The 15,607-nt window shown below is 73.2% G+C and carries 20 protein-coding genes; 11 read left to right on the forward strand and 9 right to left on the reverse strand.

The features are described 5' to 3' along the window. Positions 1-130: 130 nt before the first annotated feature. The gene (locus ACIQ9P_RS28205) at positions 131-1,093 is read right to left on the reverse strand and encodes a diacylglycerol kinase (RefSeq protein ID WP_402361929.1); all 963 of its coding nucleotides are present in this window, start codon (positions 1,091-1,093) and stop codon (positions 131-133) included. Positions 1,094-1,219: 126 nt separating this feature from the next. Here ACIQ9P_RS28205 and ACIQ9P_RS28210 point away from each other — a divergent pair, with 126 nt between their 5' ends. After that, positions 1,220-2,503 (forward strand): adenylosuccinate synthase, encoded by a 1,284-nt coding sequence (locus ACIQ9P_RS28210; RefSeq protein ID WP_030392265.1) that lies wholly within the window; start codon positions 1,220-1,222, stop codon positions 2,501-2,503. Positions 2,504-2,626: 123 nt separating this feature from the next. Next, positions 2,627-3,229, forward strand: a complete 603-nt coding sequence (locus tag ACIQ9P_RS28215) for a GNAT family N-acetyltransferase (RefSeq protein ID WP_402361932.1) — start codon at positions 2,627-2,629, stop codon at positions 3,227-3,229. 3 nt (positions 3,230-3,232) lie between these two features. On the opposite strand, the gene ACIQ9P_RS28220 is transcribed toward ACIQ9P_RS28215, so the two are convergent. Next, a complete protein-coding gene (locus ACIQ9P_RS28220) occupies positions 3,233-3,367 on the reverse strand; it encodes a hypothetical protein (protein WP_402361935.1) in 135 nt (44 codons plus the stop codon). Beyond that, complete coding sequence (locus ACIQ9P_RS28225) at positions 3,367-3,783, reverse strand: ATP-binding protein (protein WP_402361938.1); 417 nt, start codon at positions 3,781-3,783, stop codon at positions 3,367-3,369. The genes ACIQ9P_RS28220 and ACIQ9P_RS28225 overlap by 1 nt, the downstream gene beginning before the upstream one ends. A gap of 183 nt (positions 3,784-3,966) precedes the next feature. Between ACIQ9P_RS28225 and ACIQ9P_RS28230 the strand changes: the two genes are divergently transcribed. From ACIQ9P_RS28230 to metG, 4 genes are all read left to right on the forward strand, one after another. Continuing rightward, complete coding sequence (locus tag ACIQ9P_RS28230) at positions 3,967-4,818, forward strand: helix-turn-helix domain-containing protein (protein WP_402361940.1); 852 nt, start codon at positions 3,967-3,969, stop codon at positions 4,816-4,818. Positions 4,819-4,826: 8 nt separating this feature from the next. Continuing rightward, positions 4,827-5,018: a DUF397 domain-containing protein gene (locus ACIQ9P_RS28235; RefSeq protein WP_402361943.1), complete on the forward strand. Its 192-nt coding sequence runs from the start codon at positions 4,827-4,829 to the stop codon at positions 5,016-5,018. Between the two features lie 25 nt (positions 5,019-5,043). Continuing rightward, positions 5,044-5,238, forward strand: coding sequence for a DUF397 domain-containing protein (locus ACIQ9P_RS28240; RefSeq protein ID WP_402361946.1), 195 nt, complete (start codon positions 5,044-5,046; stop codon positions 5,236-5,238). A gap of 275 nt (positions 5,239-5,513) precedes the next feature. After that, positions 5,514-7,244 carry a methionine--tRNA ligase gene (gene metG / locus ACIQ9P_RS28245; protein WP_402361949.1) on the forward strand — a complete coding sequence of 577 codons (1,731 nt, stop codon included), beginning with the start codon at positions 5,514-5,516 and terminating at the stop codon, positions 7,242-7,244. 143 nt (positions 7,245-7,387) lie between these two features. On the opposite strand, the gene ACIQ9P_RS28250 is transcribed toward metG, so the two are convergent. Beyond that, complete coding sequence (locus ACIQ9P_RS28250) at positions 7,388-7,870, reverse strand: MarR family winged helix-turn-helix transcriptional regulator (protein ID WP_402361952.1); 483 nt, start codon at positions 7,868-7,870, stop codon at positions 7,388-7,390. A 116-nt stretch (positions 7,871-7,986) separates the two neighbouring features. Here ACIQ9P_RS28250 and ACIQ9P_RS28255 point away from each other — a divergent pair, with 116 nt between their 5' ends. The 3 genes from ACIQ9P_RS28255 to ACIQ9P_RS28265 all read left to right on the forward strand — a co-directional run bounded on the left by ACIQ9P_RS28255 (position 7,987) and on the right by ACIQ9P_RS28265 (position 9,194). Continuing rightward, entirely contained in the window at positions 7,987-8,370 is a 384-nt protein-coding gene (locus tag ACIQ9P_RS28255) for a DMT family transporter (protein WP_402361955.1), read from the forward strand. A gap of 60 nt (positions 8,371-8,430) precedes the next feature. Continuing rightward, positions 8,431-8,751 (forward strand): DMT family transporter, encoded by a 321-nt coding sequence (locus tag ACIQ9P_RS28260; protein ID WP_402361958.1) that lies wholly within the window; start codon positions 8,431-8,433, stop codon positions 8,749-8,751. A gap of 104 nt (positions 8,752-8,855) precedes the next feature. Then, a complete protein-coding gene (locus ACIQ9P_RS28265) occupies positions 8,856-9,194 on the forward strand; it encodes a DUF6087 family protein (protein WP_402361961.1) in 339 nt (112 codons plus the stop codon). Positions 9,195-9,228: 34 nt separating this feature from the next. On the opposite strand, the gene ACIQ9P_RS28270 is transcribed toward ACIQ9P_RS28265, so the two are convergent. The 3 genes from ACIQ9P_RS28270 to ACIQ9P_RS28280 form a co-directional block, all read right to left on the reverse strand. Then, positions 9,229-10,128 (reverse strand): class I SAM-dependent methyltransferase, encoded by a 900-nt coding sequence (locus tag ACIQ9P_RS28270; protein WP_402361964.1) that lies wholly within the window; start codon positions 10,126-10,128, stop codon positions 9,229-9,231. Positions 10,129-10,157: 29 nt separating this feature from the next. Then, positions 10,158-11,168: an NAD(P)/FAD-dependent oxidoreductase gene (locus tag ACIQ9P_RS28275; protein WP_402361967.1), complete on the reverse strand. Its 1,011-nt coding sequence runs from the start codon at positions 11,166-11,168 to the stop codon at positions 10,158-10,160. 151 nt (positions 11,169-11,319) lie between these two features. Beyond that, on the reverse strand, positions 11,320-12,231 hold the full coding sequence (locus ACIQ9P_RS28280; RefSeq protein ID WP_402361970.1) for a hypothetical protein: 912 nt from the start codon (positions 12,229-12,231) through the stop codon (positions 11,320-11,322). Positions 12,232-12,547: 316 nt separating this feature from the next. Here ACIQ9P_RS28280 and ACIQ9P_RS28285 point away from each other — a divergent pair, with 316 nt between their 5' ends. Further along, entirely contained in the window at positions 12,548-13,606 is a 1,059-nt protein-coding gene (locus ACIQ9P_RS28285) for an aldo/keto reductase (RefSeq protein ID WP_402361972.1), read from the forward strand. 94 nt (positions 13,607-13,700) lie between these two features. Here the strand turns inward: ACIQ9P_RS28285 and ACIQ9P_RS28290 are convergent, their stop codons facing one another. Continuing rightward, positions 13,701-14,609, reverse strand: coding sequence for an NAD(P)-dependent oxidoreductase (locus ACIQ9P_RS28290; protein ID WP_402361975.1), 909 nt, complete (start codon positions 14,607-14,609; stop codon positions 13,701-13,703). 107 nt (positions 14,610-14,716) lie between these two features. Between ACIQ9P_RS28290 and ACIQ9P_RS28295 the strand changes: the two genes are divergently transcribed. Continuing rightward, positions 14,717-15,166, forward strand: a complete 450-nt coding sequence (locus ACIQ9P_RS28295) for a winged helix-turn-helix transcriptional regulator (RefSeq protein ID WP_402361978.1) — start codon at positions 14,717-14,719, stop codon at positions 15,164-15,166. Here the strand turns inward: ACIQ9P_RS28295 and ACIQ9P_RS28300 are convergent. Further along, entirely contained in the window at positions 15,094-15,516 is a 423-nt protein-coding gene (locus ACIQ9P_RS28300) for a DUF350 domain-containing protein (RefSeq protein WP_402361981.1), read from the reverse strand. The genes ACIQ9P_RS28295 and ACIQ9P_RS28300 overlap by 73 nt on opposite strands. Positions 15,517-15,607 lie beyond the last annotated feature (91 nt).

The raw sequence follows: 15,607 nt of genomic DNA on the forward strand, positions 1-15,607 counted from the left end.
CGCGCGCGGCGGGCGCTTCTCCCGGCGTTGGTCCGCCGTTCGCCCAACGTGAGCCTGCTCACCCGGCGCCGCGCGCCGCACGGACGGCCCAGGGGCGGCCCCGGGGCGGTCCGGGGTGACTCAGGGACAGCTAGGGAGCGTCCTGGGTGACCGGCAGCAGCAGTCCCCAGCACCCGGCGTGGACCGTCCAGGTGCGGGCCCGCACCGGGCCGACCGGGCGGCCGTCCGCCTCGTAGCCGAAGCCCCGGCCCGCCACCGAGATGCTGGCCGCCCGGGCCCGCAGCAGGGCGCCGGGGGCGCGGACGACGATCTCCATCACGCCCTCGCCCGCGGCCGCGCCGGAGGGCAGGGTCACCTGGACCACCCGGACCGGCCGGTGGACGTCGGCGAGCAGCCGGCCGTCCGCCTCGACCCGCAGCCGGGCGCTGTGCTCGCCCCGGACCGACTCGGTCCGGTCCGGCCGGGCGGTCGGCGCGGCCCGGCCCGGCCGGGTGCTCCCGCCGGCCGGGCCCGGGTGCTCCCCGCCCCCGGCCGCCCCGATCGGTCCGGGGGTGAGTGCGGTCGCCTGCTCGGCCGCAGCCAGTTTCGCCCATAGCGAACGCCACCCGCCCGGACGGCCTCCCGGCCGCCGCGCCCCGGCGCCCGAGATCCGCACCCCGCCGAGCGCCACCCCGCCGCCGTCGTCCACCAGCAGGTCCAGTTTCCGGACCGCTCCGGTCAGCACCGCCCGCGCCGCCGCGACCGGCGCGGGCGGCACCCCGAGCGCCCGGGCCGCCGCCAGCTCCTCCGGCCGGCCGACCGGTACCAGGCCCACCGGGTCGGCGCCCAGCTCGCGTTGGCGGTACAGCGCCTGGAGCACCCGCTGGAGCGCGAGGTCGGAACCGATCACCACCGGTCGCCTCCGACCCCGGTGCGAAAGCACCCGGTCGAGCTCGGAGGGCGTCTCCGGACAGGCCACCTTGACGTCCGTCCCACCCGAGAGAACGTCCTTCGCGATCCGCACCGACTCCCCGTCGGACTGCCGGGCCGCCGGGTCGAGGAGCAGGAGAAGCGGCTCCGGGCCGCCGGTTGCGGGCGTGGACAGGGACGACACAACCGGTCCTTCCTCAGGTAATCTCTCGGTGCAAGAGCCCCTTGCGCTATTGCGCCAGGGGCTTCGTCTATCTCGGGGCAGACTGCGGCCTACGCAGGATGCCCCAACCGGAAGGGGTGTACGCCTGTGCCGGCACTCGTGCTCGTTGGCGCTCAGTGGGGAGACGAGGGCAAGGGGAAGGCGACCGACCTCCTCGGCGGCTCCGTCGACTACGTCGTTCGCTACCAGGGCGGCAACAACGCCGGTCACACGGTGGTCATCGGCGACCAGAAGTACGCGCTGCACCTCCTGCCTTCCGGCATCCTCAGCCCGAACGTCACGCCGGTCATCGGCAACGGCGTCGTGATCGACCCGGGCGTGCTGCTCTCCGAGCTCAGCGGGCTCGACGAGCGCGGCATCGACACCTCCAAGCTGCTGATCTCGGGCAACGCCCACCTGATCACGCCGTACCACCGCACCCTGGACAAGGTCACCGAGCGCTTCCTCGGCAAGCGCCGGATCGGCACCACCGGCCGCGGCATCGGCCCGACCTACGCGGACAAGATCAACCGCGTCGGCATCCGGGTGCAGGACCTCTTCGACGAGTCGATCCTGATCCAGAAGGTCGAAGCGGCGCTGCACGACAAGAACCAGCTGCTGGTCAAGCTCTACAACCGCCGCGCCATCCCGGCCGACCTGGTGGTCCAGGAGTACCTCGGCTACGCCGAGAAGCTCCGCCCGTTCCTGGCCGACACCACGCTCGTCCTGGACGAGGCGCTGAAGGCGAACAAGGTCGTCCTGCTGGAGGGCGGCCAGGGCACCCTGCTGGACGTCGACCACGGCACGTACCCGTTCGTCACCTCGTCGAACCCGACCGCCGGCGGCGCCTGCACCGGTGCCGGCATCGGCCCGACGAAGATCGACCGGGTCATCGGCATCCTGAAGGCGTACACCACCCGCGTCGGCTCCGGCCCGTTCCCGACCGAGCTGCTCGACGCGGACGGCGAGGCGCTGCGCCGGATCGGTGGCGAGCGCGGTGTCACCACCGGCCGCGACCGCCGCTGCGGCTGGTTCGACGCGGTGATCGCCCGCTACGCGACCCGGGTCAACGGCCTCACCGACTTCTTCCTCACCAAGCTGGACGTGCTGACCGGCTGGGAGCAGATCCCGGTCTGCGTCGCGTACGAGATCGACGGCAAGCGCGTCGAGGAGCTGCCGTACAACCAGTCGGACTTCCACCACGCGAAGCCGATCTACGAGAACCTCCCCGGCTGGACCGAGGACATCAGCGGGGCGAAGACCTTCGCCGAGCTGCCGAAGAACGCCCAGGCGTACGTGAAGGCGCTGGAGGAGATGTCGGGCGCGCCGATCTCCGCCATCGGCGTCGGCCCGGGCCGGTACGAGACGATCCAGATCAACTCGTTCGTCTAGGCCGCACGGCTTTCCGAGCAGGGCCCCGCGGGTCGACCCGCGGGGCTCTTCTCTTACCCCGGGGTCTTTGCACTAAGGCAATAATCGATTGCGCCTAGTGCAGACACGGGTTACCTTTCGATCATGACCGCGAAGCTTCCCTCCCCCACCACCCTCACCGGCAGCCACATCCGGCTGGAGCCGCTCGACCGGCGGCACCTGTCCGACCTGTGGGCGACCGTCGGCCCGGACCCCGAGGTGTGGCGCTGGGTCCCGTTCAGCGCGCCGGGTTCGGAGGAGGAGCTGGGCGCGATGCTGGACGTCCGGCTCGGCGAGGTGGCGGCCGGGAGCGCCGTGAAGTTCGCCGTGATCGAGCTCGCGAGCGGGCGGGCCGTCGGCGTCACCGGCTACTACGCGTTCCACGCGGAGGACGAGCTGGTCGAGATCGGCGGCACCTGGTACGCGCGGTCGGTGTGGCGCACGGCGGTGAACACCGAGGCCAAGCTGCTGCTGCTCGTCCACGCCTTCGAGGAGTTGGGGATGGGCCGGGTGTTCTGGAAGACCGACGCGCTCAACGACCGTTCGCGCAACGCGATCCAGCGGCTGGGCGCGCAGTTCGAGGGCGTCCACCGGCGTGAGAAGCGGCGCGCCACCGGCGTCTGGCGCGACACCGCGTACTTCTCGATGCTGCGCGAGGAGTGGCCGGAGGCGAAGGGTCGGCTGGAGCAGCGGCTCGCCGCGGGCTGAGCGCTACTTGTCGTTGCGGGGCGCCAAGTCCCCTCCGCCGGAGCGTCGTTCCCTCGGCTGACGGGTCGCGATGATCTGCGCCACCACTCCGACGAAGACCACCGAGACCAGCAGACCGGTCAGCAACACCACGGCCATCAGCGATCGACCGCCGCCACGGCCCAGACCGCCTTGCCGCACACCCCGATGAGTTCCACACCCCAGTCATCGGCCAAAGCGGCGACGAGGTCAAGCCCCCGCCCACACGTTCGAGCCAAATCCGGCTCGGGTCGCGCGGGCACGGCGGTCGACCCGTCGGCGACGGTGATGTGCAGGCGGCCGCACCGGAGTTCGAGTGCGACGGACGGTGCCCCGGCGCCGTGGAGCAGGGCGTTCGCGAGGAGTTCGGAGAGGATCAGGCAGGGCCCGTCCGGATCGGCGCCGGCCGTGACCAGCAGGTCGCGCAGCAGCCGCCGCACCACCCCCACCGTTTCGAGGCTCGCGGGCGGGAAGAGATCGACCCGAAATTCCCGCTGGGGGTCGGCGTCGAGGGGGCGCAGGAGTGGAAGCAACATCGACTGTCTCCAGTCTTCGGAGTCTTGGCGGGCCGTCAGGCTGCCCTGCGCCGATGACACTAGGTTCAAGGGGCAATTGTTGCTACTACTTATGGAGCACTTCACCCGATAGAGCTACTCTGTGGACCCGCTGTCCACGGCGCGGCAAACTGCAGCGAAAGCCCCGGCCGAGGAGAGACACGCATGCCACCACGCCTGTCGCCCAGCGTGCGCCAGCAGCGCCTCGGCTCGGAACTGCGCAGGCTGCGCGAGCACGCGAGCCTGACCCCCAAGGCCATGGCGGCGGAGCTGGGCACCGACGTCCCCAAGATCTCGCAGATGGAGAACGGGAAATCGGGTATCAGCGCCGACCGCCTCCGCTCCTGGGCGTCGGCCTGCAAGTGCGCCGATCCATCGCTCGTCGAGGCTCTGACCCTGATGACGCGGGACCGCGGCAAGCACTGGTGGCACCATTTCCGGGGCCGGGTCCCCGCCGGAATGCTCGACATCGCCGAACTCGAACACCACGCCGAATCACTCCTCGTCCTGAACACGACCTCGATCCCGGGCCTGCTCCAGACCAGCCGCTACGCTGCCGCGATGTTCGCCCGTCTGCGCCCGCCGCTGCCGCGCCAGGACGCCGACGTACGGACCGCGTTCCGCACCGAGCGCCAACAAGTCCTCTCCGCAGGCCGCCCGTTCACGGCGTTCATACACGAAGCCGCGCTACGGATGCAGTTCGGTGGCCCCTCGGTCCTCCGGGAACAGCTCGCCAGCCTGCTCGACGATGCCGAGCGCCCCGATGTCACGCTCCGCGCGATCCCCTTCAGCGTCGACACGTATCCCGGCTCGGGCGAGGACCTCTTCCTCGCCCGGGGCCCGGTTCCCGCCCTCGACACCGTTCAGATCGACCTGACCCAAGGACCCCAGTTCATCGACTCCGAAGCGGACTTGGCGGCCTATCGCGCCATGGTCGCCGAGTCCGACTCCCTCGCTCTCGGCCCCGAGGAGTCCGGCGATTTCATCAAGCGCATCATGACGGACCTGAAAGGCTGACACTCCCGATGACCGACTGGCAGAAGTCCTCGACAAGCGGCAACAGCAACCAGTGCGTCGAAGTGCGCACCGCCGCCGGCCGCATAGAGATCCGCGAGTCCGACGCCCCCGAATCGATCGTCACCACCACCCCCACGAAGTTCGCGCTCTGGCTCGAAGGCGTCAAGCGCGGCGAGTTCGACCACTTCACCCACAGCTGACCCCATCCCGAAGGGACCCGTCCCCATGGACATCGACACCTGGCAGAAGGCCGCCCCCGGCGGCGAGGGCGAGGACGCCCTCGAAATCCGCACCGTCGACGGCATGGTCGAACTCCGCGACCCCAAGAACGACGCCGTCGTCGTCCGCACCACCCCCCGCAAGTGGGCCGCCTTCGTCCTCGGCGTGAAGGCCGGCGAGTTCGACCACTTCGTCGCCTAGGAGTCGCCGGACAATTCCGGCCCCCGCGTGGGAAGTCGGCCCGTCCGACTTCCCACGCCTCCGGCCCGGGGCCGGGGCGCGCAGGGCGCCGAAAAATACGAGCGAGGGCACCGGGCGGCCATGGATAGGATTGCGCAGCCCACAGTGGAACGTCGCTCTGGCCGGCCGACCGGGAGTCGGCGACTGTGCCCGAATCCCGCCGCCTGCCCAGAGCCTGCGCCTGTCACAGCACTCCGGAACAGGGGTGCGTGCGGGAGAAATCGGAGCATCCGAGGATGGCTCGGCACCTGATCACCAGCGCCCTTCCGTACATCAACGGGATCAAGCACCTGGGCAACATGGTCGGGTCCATGCTGCCTGCGGACGTCTACTCCCGCTACCTGCGCCGGCGCGGCCACGAGGTCCTCTACATCTGCGCGACCGACGAGCACGGCACCCCCGCCGAACTCGCCGCCCAGGAGGCCGGGCTGCCGGTGGCCGAGTTCTGCGCGCGGGCGCACCACCAGCAGAAGGCCGTGTACGACGGCTTCCGGCTGTCGTTCGACTACTTCGGCCGCAGTTCCTCGCCGCAGAACCGGGAGATCACCCAGGAGATCGCGCGCGAACTGCACGCCAACGGCTTCATCGAGGAGCGGGCGATCCGCCAGGTGTACTCCAACACCGACGGCCGCTTCCTGCCCGACCGCTACATCGTCGGCACCTGCCCGCACTGCGGCTACGACAAGGCGCGCGGCGACCAGTGCGAGAACTGCACCCGGGTGCTCGACCCGACCGACCTGCTGGAGCCGCGCTCCGCGATCAGCGGCAGCGCCGACCTGGAGGTGCGCGAGACCACGCACCTGTTCCTGCTCCAGTCGAAGCTGACCGGGCAGGTGGAGGACTGGGTCGCCGCGCACGCCGACGAGTGGCCGGTGCTCGCCTCCTCGATCGCCCGCAAGTGGCTGACCGAGGGCCTCCAGGACCGCGCGATCACCCGCGACCTGGAGTGGGGCGTGCCCGTGCCGGCCGATGTCTGGCCGGAACTGGCCGCCTCCGGCAAGGTCTTCTACGTCTGGTTCGACGCGCCGATCGAGTACATCGGCGCGACCAAGGAGTGGGCGGACCAGGCACCGGCCGGCGAGCTCCGGGACTGGAAGTCCTGGTGGTACGAGGCCGACGACACCGTCCGCCACACCGAGTTCATGGCCAAGGACAACGTCCCCTTCCACACCGTGATGTTCCCGGCGACGCTGCTCGGCTCGCGCCGGCCGTGGAAGAAGGTCGACTACGTCAAGGCGTTCAACTGGCTGACGTACTACGGCGGGAAGTTCTCCACCAGCCAGAAGCGGGGCATCTTCACGGACGTCGCGCTGGAGCTGCTGCCGGCCGACTACTGGCGCTGGTTCCTGATGGCGCACGCGCCCGAGTCGGACGACTCCAGCTTCACCTGGGACCTCTTCGCCTCCGTGGTCAACAAGGACCTCGCCGACACCCTCGGCAACTTCGTCAACCGGGTGCTGTCGTTCAGCCGCAAGCGGTTCGGCGACGAGGTGCCCGCCGGGCACGCCGCGGGCGAGGCCGAGGAGCGCCTGGGCGCGCAGATCGCGGAGCTGCTGGCCGACTACGAGTCCCAGCTGGAGGCGCTCAACTTCCGCAAGGCGACGCAGAGTCTGCGCGCGCTGTGGAGCGCGGGCAACGCCTACCTGGACGAGAAGGCGCCGTGGCTCCAGGTGAAGACCGATCCGGAGGCGGCGGCGCTGACGCTGCGCACGGCGATGAACCTGATCCACCTGTACGCGGTGGTCTCCGAGCCGTTCGTCCCGACGGCGGCGCAGGCGATGCGCGAGGCGTTCGCGCTGCCGGGCGACGCTCCGGCGCGCACCCTCGACTGGGTGGACGCGGCCGGGGCCCGGACGCTGGACGCGGTGCCGGCGGGGACGCCGTTCACCGTGCCGCCGGTGCTGTTCGCGAAGATCACGGACGAGGACCTGGCCGCCTGGAGCGCCCGCTTCGGCGGCGGCGAGTAGGCGCACGGCTCGACCCGCACGACGCAAGACGCACGGCGCAAGACGCACGGCGCACGACCGCCCGGCCGTCGCTCCCGTTCCCGGGGGCGGCGGCCGAGCCGCGTTCCGGGCGCGGCAGCCGGGACCGGGCGCGCCCGCCCGGCTCAGGCCAGCGAACCGCGCGCGGCGCTCAGCAGCGGGGCCAGCTCGGGGGCGCCGAGGGCGGCCTCGTCGAGGGCACCGGTGAGGGCCTCCTCGTAGGTGGCCCGGGCCTCCCGATGACGGGCGCGACCGGCGTCGGTGAGCACGGTGTAGACGCCGCGCTTGTCGTCCGGGCAGAGGTCCCGATAGGTGAAGTCGGCGGCGGCGAGGCGGGCGACCAGCCGGGTCACCGAGCTCTGGTTGAGGCCGAGGCCGGTGGCGAGTTCCTGCATCCGCAGCTCGGACCTGGGCGCCTCGGCGAGCAGGCCGAGGGCGCGGTACTCGGAGAGCCCGAGGCCGTGCCGCCGTTGCAGGACGGTGGCGAGCCGCCCCTCGACCTGGGCGTGCAGCGCGGTGAGCCGGTTCCACATCCGGGCGTCGGCGGCGCCGCGGGGAGCCTCGGACGGGGTGGCGTCCGGGCTGGGGTCGGACGAGGTGGTGGGCACGGGGGTCCTCCCTTGCCGGGCTGGGTGGTTGACACAAGCTTACTTGTACATGCATGCTCTTGCCCAGCAGAAAGTGTTTGCACATACATGCAACAACTACTCGGGGGGCTCGTCCCATGGCCTGGATCCACCTGCTCGTCGCCGCCGTCTTCGAGGTCGTCTTCGCCCTCGCCACCAACGCCACCCACGGCTTCACCGAACTCGGCCCGTCCCTGCTGACGGCCGCCGCGGCCGCCGGCGGGATCTTCTTCCTCAGCCTCGCGCTGCGCACCCTCGACGTCGGCGTCGGCTACACCGTGTGGACCGGCATCGGCTCGGTCGGCACGGTCGTGCTCGGCACGCTGATCTTCGACGAGGAGATGAACGCCGGGAAGGCGCTCGCCTTCGTCCTCATCATCGGTGGGGTGCTCGGCCTCAAGCTCGCCGACCGGCCGAGCGGCCGCGACGCCGCCGCGACGGCCACCGCGCCCGCCGCCGGCTCAGCGACCGCCTCCGCCTGATCCCCGCCCACAGCCCTCCGTACCGCCGAACCGGCATCCCCACCAAGGAGTTGAACCGTCATGGCCTGGGCCTACCTGGCAGTCGCCGTCGTCTTCGAGATCGTCTTCGCCCTCGGCACCAACGCCACCAAGGGCTTCACCCGCCTGTGGCCCTCCGTCCTCACCCTGGCCGCCGCCGCGGGCGGCATCTACTCGCTGAGCCTCGCCCTGCGCACCCTGGACGTGAGTGTCGGCTACACCATCTGGACCGGGCTCGGCTCGATCGGCACGGTGGTGTTCGGCGCGCTGATCCTCAAGGAGCGGATCACCCTGCCCAAGCTGGTCTCCTTCGCCGCGATCATCGCCGGCGCGGTCACCCTGAAGCTCTCCTCCGGGCTCTGAGCCCCCTCGCCGGAGGCGTTTTCACCCGATCGTGGAATCGCCCGGCCGGGGACGGATCGGCAAGACTGGCCGTCCCCGACCGATACCCGAGGGAGGCGCCGACGATGGACGCCGAGGAGGGGTCACCGGCAGACCAGCCGCTGGCCGAGTGGTACGCCGAGCGGGCGCGCCGCCGCCGGGCGCCGGGGACCAGGGACGCGATCACCCTCGCCCCCGGCCCCCGCCGTGCCGCGCACCTCTTCCAGGACGTGCCGCGCCTGGTGGTCGAGTGGGACGGCCACACCTGGCAGCCGGTCGCGGTGGCCGAGAACTACGCCGAGGCGTACCCGCTGATCGTCCGCCCCGGGGCGGAGTCCGCGCCGGGGCCGGTGTTCCCGCAGACGGACACCCCGGTGCCGCTGCTGCGGAAGGGGACGGGACGGCACCGCAAGCCCGACCGGTGAGCCCCGGACCGATCCACAGGAAACGCCCCACCGGTCACCGGTCACCGGCCGCCCGGGCGGTGTGGACGGTGACCGCGGTGAGGTAGAAGGCGTCCGGCCGGGCCAGGACGCCGGTGGGCGCCTCCCGGTCCAGCAGGGCGTCCAGGACGGCCAGATCGTCCGCGTCCAGCCGGGTGTCCAACTGCTCGCGCCGCCGGGAGAGCTGGACGTGCAGGAACTCACGGGCCGCCGGGTCCAACGGGGCCGGGCGGTCGACCAGGAAGGTCCGGCTGCCGCTCGGCACCAGCCCGGCCACGGCCAGCATGGCGGGCCAGTCCTCCACCACCGCGACCGCGCCGGGGGTGGCCTCGCGCATCTGCGCGAACGCCTCCTCGTGCGCCGCGTCCAGCCGGGCCTGGAGCCCGGGACGGCCGAGACCGAGGTCGCGCGGGAGGTAGCGGGCGGGCAGCCCGCGCTCGGCGACGGCCAGCAGGCCGCCGGGGCGCAGCGTCCCGGCCAGGGCGGTCAACGCGGCCTGCTGGTCGCCGAGATGGTGGATCGCGTTGCCGGACCAGATCAGGTCGGCGCTGCCCAGGGTGCCGAAGTCGGCCGGCAGCTCGGCCTGCCGGGTGCCGACGCGGCCGACGGAACGGACCCGGGCGCGCTCCAGCAGCGCGGCCGACTGGTCGACCGCCACCACCTCGGCGGTCGGGAAGGCGTCCGCGAGCACTCCGGCGATCACCCCGGGTCCGCTGCCCACGTCGAGCACCCGCCGGACGGGGGTGCCGTCCAGCAGTCCGCGCAGCCAGTGCGCGGCCCCGGCGACGGCCGGGGACTGGATGTCCGCCTCGCGCTCCAGGTGGACGGCGAGGGCGTCCCAGTCGAACTCGCCGTCGTGGCCGTGCTGGTGGCCGTGGCCGTGCTGGTGCCCGTGCTGGTGGGTGTGCCCGGTCATCGGGTACTCCGTTCGTTCGAGATGGGTGGTCACCGCGCCGGTGCGGCGGTGGGGACAGCGGTGGCAGGCGGAGCGGTGGCGGCGGCGAGGGCCCGCTCGACGTCCTCGTCGACCAGGTCGTGGTTGAGCGCGACGGCGGCCGCGGAGCCGGCCCCGGCGGCGGTGACCACCTGGGCGCGCGGGTCGGCGACATTGCCCACCGCCCACACCCCGGGCACACCGGTGCGGCCCTCGCGGTCGGTGCCGATCCGGCCCTGCGCGTCCCGCTCGCAGCCCAGCCCGGACAGCAGGGTGTCCCGGGGCTCGAACCGCGGGACGAGGAAGAGCGCCTCGCACGGCACGACCGCGCCGTCCGCGAGTTCGACGCCGCGCAGCCGGTCGTCCGTGACGAGCACCAGCGAAGCCTCGCCCTCGACGATCCGGACGCCCCGGGCGGTGAGCCGGGCCCGGTCGTCGGCGGAGAGGTCCAGGGTGTGCGCGAGGAGGACGACGTCGGCCGACCACTGGCGGATCAGCAGTGCCTGCCCCACCGATCCGGGGTGGGTGCCCAGCACCCCGAGCGGCCGGTCGCGCACCTCGTAGCCGTGGCAGTACGGGCAGTGCAGCACGTCGCGGCCCCAGCGCGCGGCCAGCCCCGGAAGTTCCGGCAGCCCGTCGCGCAGGCCGGTGGCGACGACCACCCGGCGGGCCCGCAGGGTCCGGCCGTCCGCCAGGCGGACGTCGAAGTCGGGGACACCGGCGCCCGGCACCGGGACGATCCGGTCCACCCGGTCGTCGAGCAGATCCACTCCGTAGCCCGTCAGTTCGGCCCGGCCCGCCGCCAGCAGCTCTCCCGGCGGCAGGCCGTCGCGGGTGAGGAAGCCGCGCAGGTGCGCGGCCGGGGCGTTGCGCGGCTGTCCGGCATCGACCACTGCCACCCGGCGGCACGCCCGGGCCAGGACCAGGGCCGTGCTCAGCCCGGCGGCGCCACCGCCGACCACCACTACGTCGTATCCACCCTCGGCGGCCCGGACGCGCACGTCGCTGTGTGTGTCGCTCATCGCGATCACCTCCACCGCCAGGCTGCGCCGACCACCACCCCGGAAGCAACTTTCGTTGCTGTTTCGGCAACACCCTCCGGAAGCCCGCGGTCGGCCCCGGCGCGGGCCGGGCCGGCTCCGGGTCCGCTCCGGGGCGGGCGGATCGGGCGGATCAGGCGGTGCGCCGCCAGTACCAACGGGCCGCCACCGCCAGCGCCACCCCGTACACCGCGAACGCGCCCAGCCCGATCCAGGCGACCAGCAGGGTGTCCCCCGGCGTCGGGAAGTCTCCGCGCGGCACCCCGACCACCCCCGCCGTGCCCAGCGCCGCCCAGCCCAGGCCCAGCACCCCGTACGGGACGAGCGTGCCCGCGCCCAGCAGGGCGGGGACCAGCGGGAGCCAGCGCGGGACGGGACGCCCGGCCAGCGGAAGGATCCAGCGCGGGAACACCTGTCCCCAGGGTCGGACCAGACCCTGGAGCAGGAGGACACCGAGCATCGCCAGCAGCGCGGTCGCGTCCAGCCCCCAGGACTCCAGGGCGAGCCAGAGCCCGGAGGCGCCGTTGCGCTCGGCGGCGGCGTGCAGGTCGGCCCCGTCCACCCCGGCGAAGCTGCCTCCGGACGCCCAGAACAGCTTCATCGCGATGTACGGGACGAAGGCCGAACTCCCGGCGAGGGCGGCGAGTTGAACCGTTCCGGGGGCGGCCGACGGACCGACCGCACGCACCCCGCCCGCGTCCGGACGCCCGGCCCGCGCCACGGCCGCGAGCAGGACGGCCCCGAGGGCCGCGAGCGCGTGCTGCGCGGCAGCCGGACCGCTGTCCACACTCTGGCCGAGGAGCAGCGCGAGCACGTCCATCAGCAGCGAGAACGCGCCCGCGCCGGCTGCCGCGCAGAGCACCCACAGGGCTTTCCGGAGCGCCGGGACCGGACCGCGGACCGCGACCGCCGCGCCGACCGCCACCGCGGCGAGGCCGACCGCCGCGACCGCCCAGCCCGGCCCGGCGGTGGTGCCGACCAAGGGCGTCCCGCTCAGCGCGCAGCCCGCTCCGAGCCCCGCGTACCCGACGCCCCAGATCGCCACGCTCCGCCCGTCCACCGGCCGGCGGCGCCGTCGCCGACCCGGCCCGACCTCCCCCGACCCCGGCCCCGAACCCGCCTCCGCCCACCTGTTCGTCGTCGTCATGCCCCCACGCTCGCAGCGCCCGGCCGCCCGGGACCTCGCCCGCCGGGACGAGCCGGCTCCCCCGGCAGGGGGAAGCACCCCTTGCGTTCGAGCGCACTCCAGGTCCTATGGTCGGCACCCGCGGCACCGCACGGCGGGCACCGCACCGCACCGCACGGCCCCGGCGCCGAACGGCCCCGCGCCGCGCACGAGCGACGACCCAGGAGGAACCACCATGCGCTACCGCGTCCTCGGCGGCACCGGCATCGAGGTCAGCACCTACTGCCTCGGCACCATGATGTTCGGGGCCATCGGCAACCCCGACCACGACGACTGCGCCCGGATCGTCCACTCCGCGCTCGACGCGGGCATCAACTTCGTCGACACCGCCGACATGTACTCGGGGGGCGAGTCCGAGGAGATCGTCGGCAAGGCCCTCCAGGCCCGCGGCGACCGCGACGACGTGGTGCTCGCCACCAAGGTGCACTTCCCGATGGGCGAGGGCCGCAACCGGAGCGGCAACTCCCGCCGGTGGATCGTCCGCGCGGTCGAGGACAGCCTGCGGCGGCTGCGCACCGACCGGATCGACCTCTACCAGGTGCACCGGCCCGACCCCGGCACGGACATCGAGGAGACCCTCGCCGTGCTCGGCGACCTGGTCTCGGCGGGCAAGATCGTCGCCTTCGGCTGCTCGACCTTCCCCGCCGAGGATCTCGTCGAGGCCCACCACGTCGCGGAGCGGCGCGGTCTGCCGAGGTTCCGGACCGAGCAGCCGCCGTACTCGCTGCTCGCGCGCGGCATCGAGCGGGACGTCCTGCCGACCGTGCGGCGGCTCGGCATGGGGGCGCTGACCTGGTCGCCGCTCGCCTCCGGCTTCCTCACCGGCCGCTACCGCAAGGACCGGCCGATCGACATGGCCACCGGTCGCGCCGCCCTGATGCCGGCCAGGTTCGACCCGGCGCTGCCGGTGAACCAGGCCAAGCTGGACGCCGTCGAGGAGCTGACCGCCGTCGCCGAGGGCCTCGGCCGCACCCTGCCCGAACTCGCCCTGGCCTTCCCGCTCGCGCACCCGGCGGTGACCTCGGTGATCATCGGCCCGCGCACCCAGGACCAGCTGGCGGCGGCCCTCAAGGGCGCCGACCTCGTCCTCGACGACGCGACCCTGGACCGGATCGACGCGATCGTGCCGCCCGGCACCAACGTCTACCACCCGGACGGGGTCTGGCAGCCCCGCGCGCTCACCGAACCGGCCCTCCGCCGCCGTCCGGAGGCCGACCGCCGGGCGGCCGGCTGAACTGCGGCCGACTGAACGGTGACCGGCCGAGCGGTGGTCGGGCGAGCGGTGACCGGCCGACCCGTCGGCCGGCCGCCGAGCAGCCCCCGGCCGGTCACCCGCGCAGCAGGTCGACCACGCCGGTGAGGTCCTCGGCCCCGTTGCGCGCGTCGGCCTCCAGACGGCGCCGCATCAGGTCGAAGTAGGGCGTGAGCAGTTCGGCGCTCACGCCCTGCTCCTCGGCGGTGCGCAGGAAGGTCGGCACGCCCGCGACCTGCATCGCCAGGTCGGAGACGACACCCTCGGTGTAGTCGCCCGCCACCAGCTGCCGCGCCGTGGTCGCGACCGAACCGGACATCGCGGTGAGCCAGGAGGAGAGCAGCGGCGCCAGCGCGCCCGGGTCGACCGCCTCCTCCCGCACCAGCGCGAAGGCGTGCGCGACCCCGGCGAACATCCCGTACATCGCGCTCAGCAGGGCCACGTCGTACAGCGCGGCGAACCCGGCGTCCGCACCCACCCAGTGGGTGCCCGCCGGGACGGCGAGGGCCTCCCGGTACTCCTCGAACAGCTCCCTGGAGCCGCTGTAGAACACGTACGGGCCGGCCAGCGGGACTCCGATCATCGGCGGGACGGCCATGATGCCGCCGTCCAGGTAGCGGGCGCCGCGGGCGGCCGCCCAGGCGGCCCGGGCGCGGGCCGTGCCGGGAGTGCCGGTCACCAGGTTCACGATGTCCTTGCCGGTCAGGTCGGCCCCGGCCAGGGCCTCCCCGACCGACTCGTCGTCCAGCAGGCAGACCACCACCAGCCGGTTGGCGGCGACCGCCGCGGCCGGGGTCGCGGCGACGGCGGCGCCCTTCGCGGCGAGCGGTTCGGCGCGGGCGGCGGTGCGGTTCCAGACCGTGAGCGGGTGCCCGGCGGACAGCCAGGCGCCGGCCAGCGCGGTGCCCATCGCGCCGAGGCCGAGCAGGGTGAGCGGGGCGGGACCGGTGGTCGGGGGACGGGTGTCGGTGTCGTTCGTCGTCATGCCCACCAGGCTCGTCGCCCGTCCCTGCTGTGCTCAAGTACGCACTTGGGAGTGGGTGGTTACCCTGAGGTGAGCGAACAGGTCGGCGGAGGGGCGGGGGCAGGGGCATGGCGACGACACCGAGGCCCGGCGCGTACGTGTGCGGGATCGACGCCGCGATGGACGTCATCGGCGGCAAGTGGAAGGTACTGATCCTCTGGGCCCTCGGCGAGCGGCCGAGCCTGCGCTTCGGCGAGCTGCGCCGCCACGTCCCCGGGATCACCGAGAAGGTGCTCGCCGCCCATCTGCGCGAGCTGGAGGCGGACGGGATCGTGCACCGCGTCCCGTACGACGAGGTGCCGCCGCGGGTCGAGTACTCGCTCACGGCGGCCGGACGGCGGCTCAACGAGGCGCTGGCCCCGCTGGGCGCCTGGGGCAGGCGGCACGTGCTGGGCGGCGCCGAGGAGACACCCGGTCCCGCGGCGGCGTCCGGCTCCGCCGAAGTTCAGGCGATCGAGGCCGATACGATCGCCGCCACCGCCAGGTTGCAACTGGCGGTCACCCAGACCGCCGGGTGAGGCTCCGGGTCGACCAGGATCGCGCCCAGCTTGCCCGGCGTCAGCACGTCCACCAACCAGAACGCGACGGCCATCAGCACCAGGCCGAGGAGCCCGAAGCAGCCGGTGGAGGCCAGGCCCTTCCCGAAGTCCTCGTAGGTGTAGAGGATCGCGGTGAAGACGATGCCGCCGATGCCCAGCAGCGCCGAACTGAGCAGCACGGCGGCGTTGCGGTTGCGCTCCACCCAGATCTGGTGGCCCAGCCGACCCGGCGTGAGGGCGTCCACCAGGAGGATGCCGAGCAGCAGCAGGACGACCCCGACGCCGCCGAAGGCCGCCGCCGCGCCGAGTCCGTGCAGGATGTCGTTCATGGGTTGTCCAGCCCCCCGGGTCCGTGTCGCAGGTCGCTCCTCGTGGGGGCGGCCGCCCGCGTGGGGCCCGGTCCCGCGGTCAAGGATCGGC

Origin of the sequence: Kitasatospora sp. NPDC094019 (assembly GCF_044764505.1) — a bacterium.
Lineage (GTDB): Bacteria > Actinomycetota > Actinomycetes > Streptomycetales > Streptomycetaceae > Kitasatospora.

Bases quoted from the DNA above. Each gene is read 5' to 3' on its own strand.
- ACIQ9P_RS28215 (WP_402361932.1), top strand. From the start codon at position 2,627: ATGACCGCGAAGCTTCCCTCCCCCACCACCCTCACCGGCAGCCACATC.
- ACIQ9P_RS28220 (WP_402361935.1), bottom strand. From the start codon at position 3,367: ATGGCCGTGGTGTTGCTGACCGGTCTGCTGGTCTCGGTGGTCTTCGTC.
- ACIQ9P_RS28225 (WP_402361938.1), bottom strand. From the start codon at position 3,783: ATGTTGCTTCCACTCCTGCGCCCCCTCGACGCCGACCCCCAGCGGGAA.
- ACIQ9P_RS28230 (WP_402361940.1), top strand. From the start codon at position 3,967: ATGCCACCACGCCTGTCGCCCAGCGTGCGCCAGCAGCGCCTCGGCTCG.
- ACIQ9P_RS28235 (WP_402361943.1), top strand. From the start codon at position 4,827: ATGACCGACTGGCAGAAGTCCTCGACAAGCGGCAACAGCAACCAGTGC.
- ACIQ9P_RS28240 (WP_402361946.1), top strand. From the start codon at position 5,044: ATGGACATCGACACCTGGCAGAAGGCCGCCCCCGGCGGCGAGGGCGAG.
- metG (WP_402361949.1), top strand. From the start codon at position 5,514: ATGGCTCGGCACCTGATCACCAGCGCCCTTCCGTACATCAACGGGATC.
- ACIQ9P_RS28255 (WP_402361955.1), top strand. From the start codon at position 7,987: ATGGCCTGGATCCACCTGCTCGTCGCCGCCGTCTTCGAGGTCGTCTTC.
- ACIQ9P_RS28260 (WP_402361958.1), top strand. From the start codon at position 8,431: ATGGCCTGGGCCTACCTGGCAGTCGCCGTCGTCTTCGAGATCGTCTTC.
- ACIQ9P_RS28265 (WP_402361961.1), top strand. From the start codon at position 8,856: ATGGACGCCGAGGAGGGGTCACCGGCAGACCAGCCGCTGGCCGAGTGG.
- ACIQ9P_RS28270 (WP_402361964.1), bottom strand. From the start codon at position 10,128: ATGACCGGGCACACCCACCAGCACGGGCACCAGCACGGCCACGGCCAC.
- ACIQ9P_RS28275 (WP_402361967.1), bottom strand. From the start codon at position 11,168: ATGAGCGACACACACAGCGACGTGCGCGTCCGGGCCGCCGAGGGTGGA.
- ACIQ9P_RS28285 (WP_402361972.1), top strand. From the start codon at position 12,548: ATGCGCTACCGCGTCCTCGGCGGCACCGGCATCGAGGTCAGCACCTAC.
- ACIQ9P_RS28290 (WP_402361975.1), bottom strand. From the start codon at position 14,609: ATGACGACGAACGACACCGACACCCGTCCCCCGACCACCGGTCCCGCC.
- ACIQ9P_RS28295 (WP_402361978.1), top strand. From the start codon at position 14,717: ATGGCGACGACACCGAGGCCCGGCGCGTACGTGTGCGGGATCGACGCC.
- ACIQ9P_RS28300 (WP_402361981.1), bottom strand. From the start codon at position 15,516: ATGAACGACATCCTGCACGGACTCGGCGCGGCGGCGGCCTTCGGCGGC.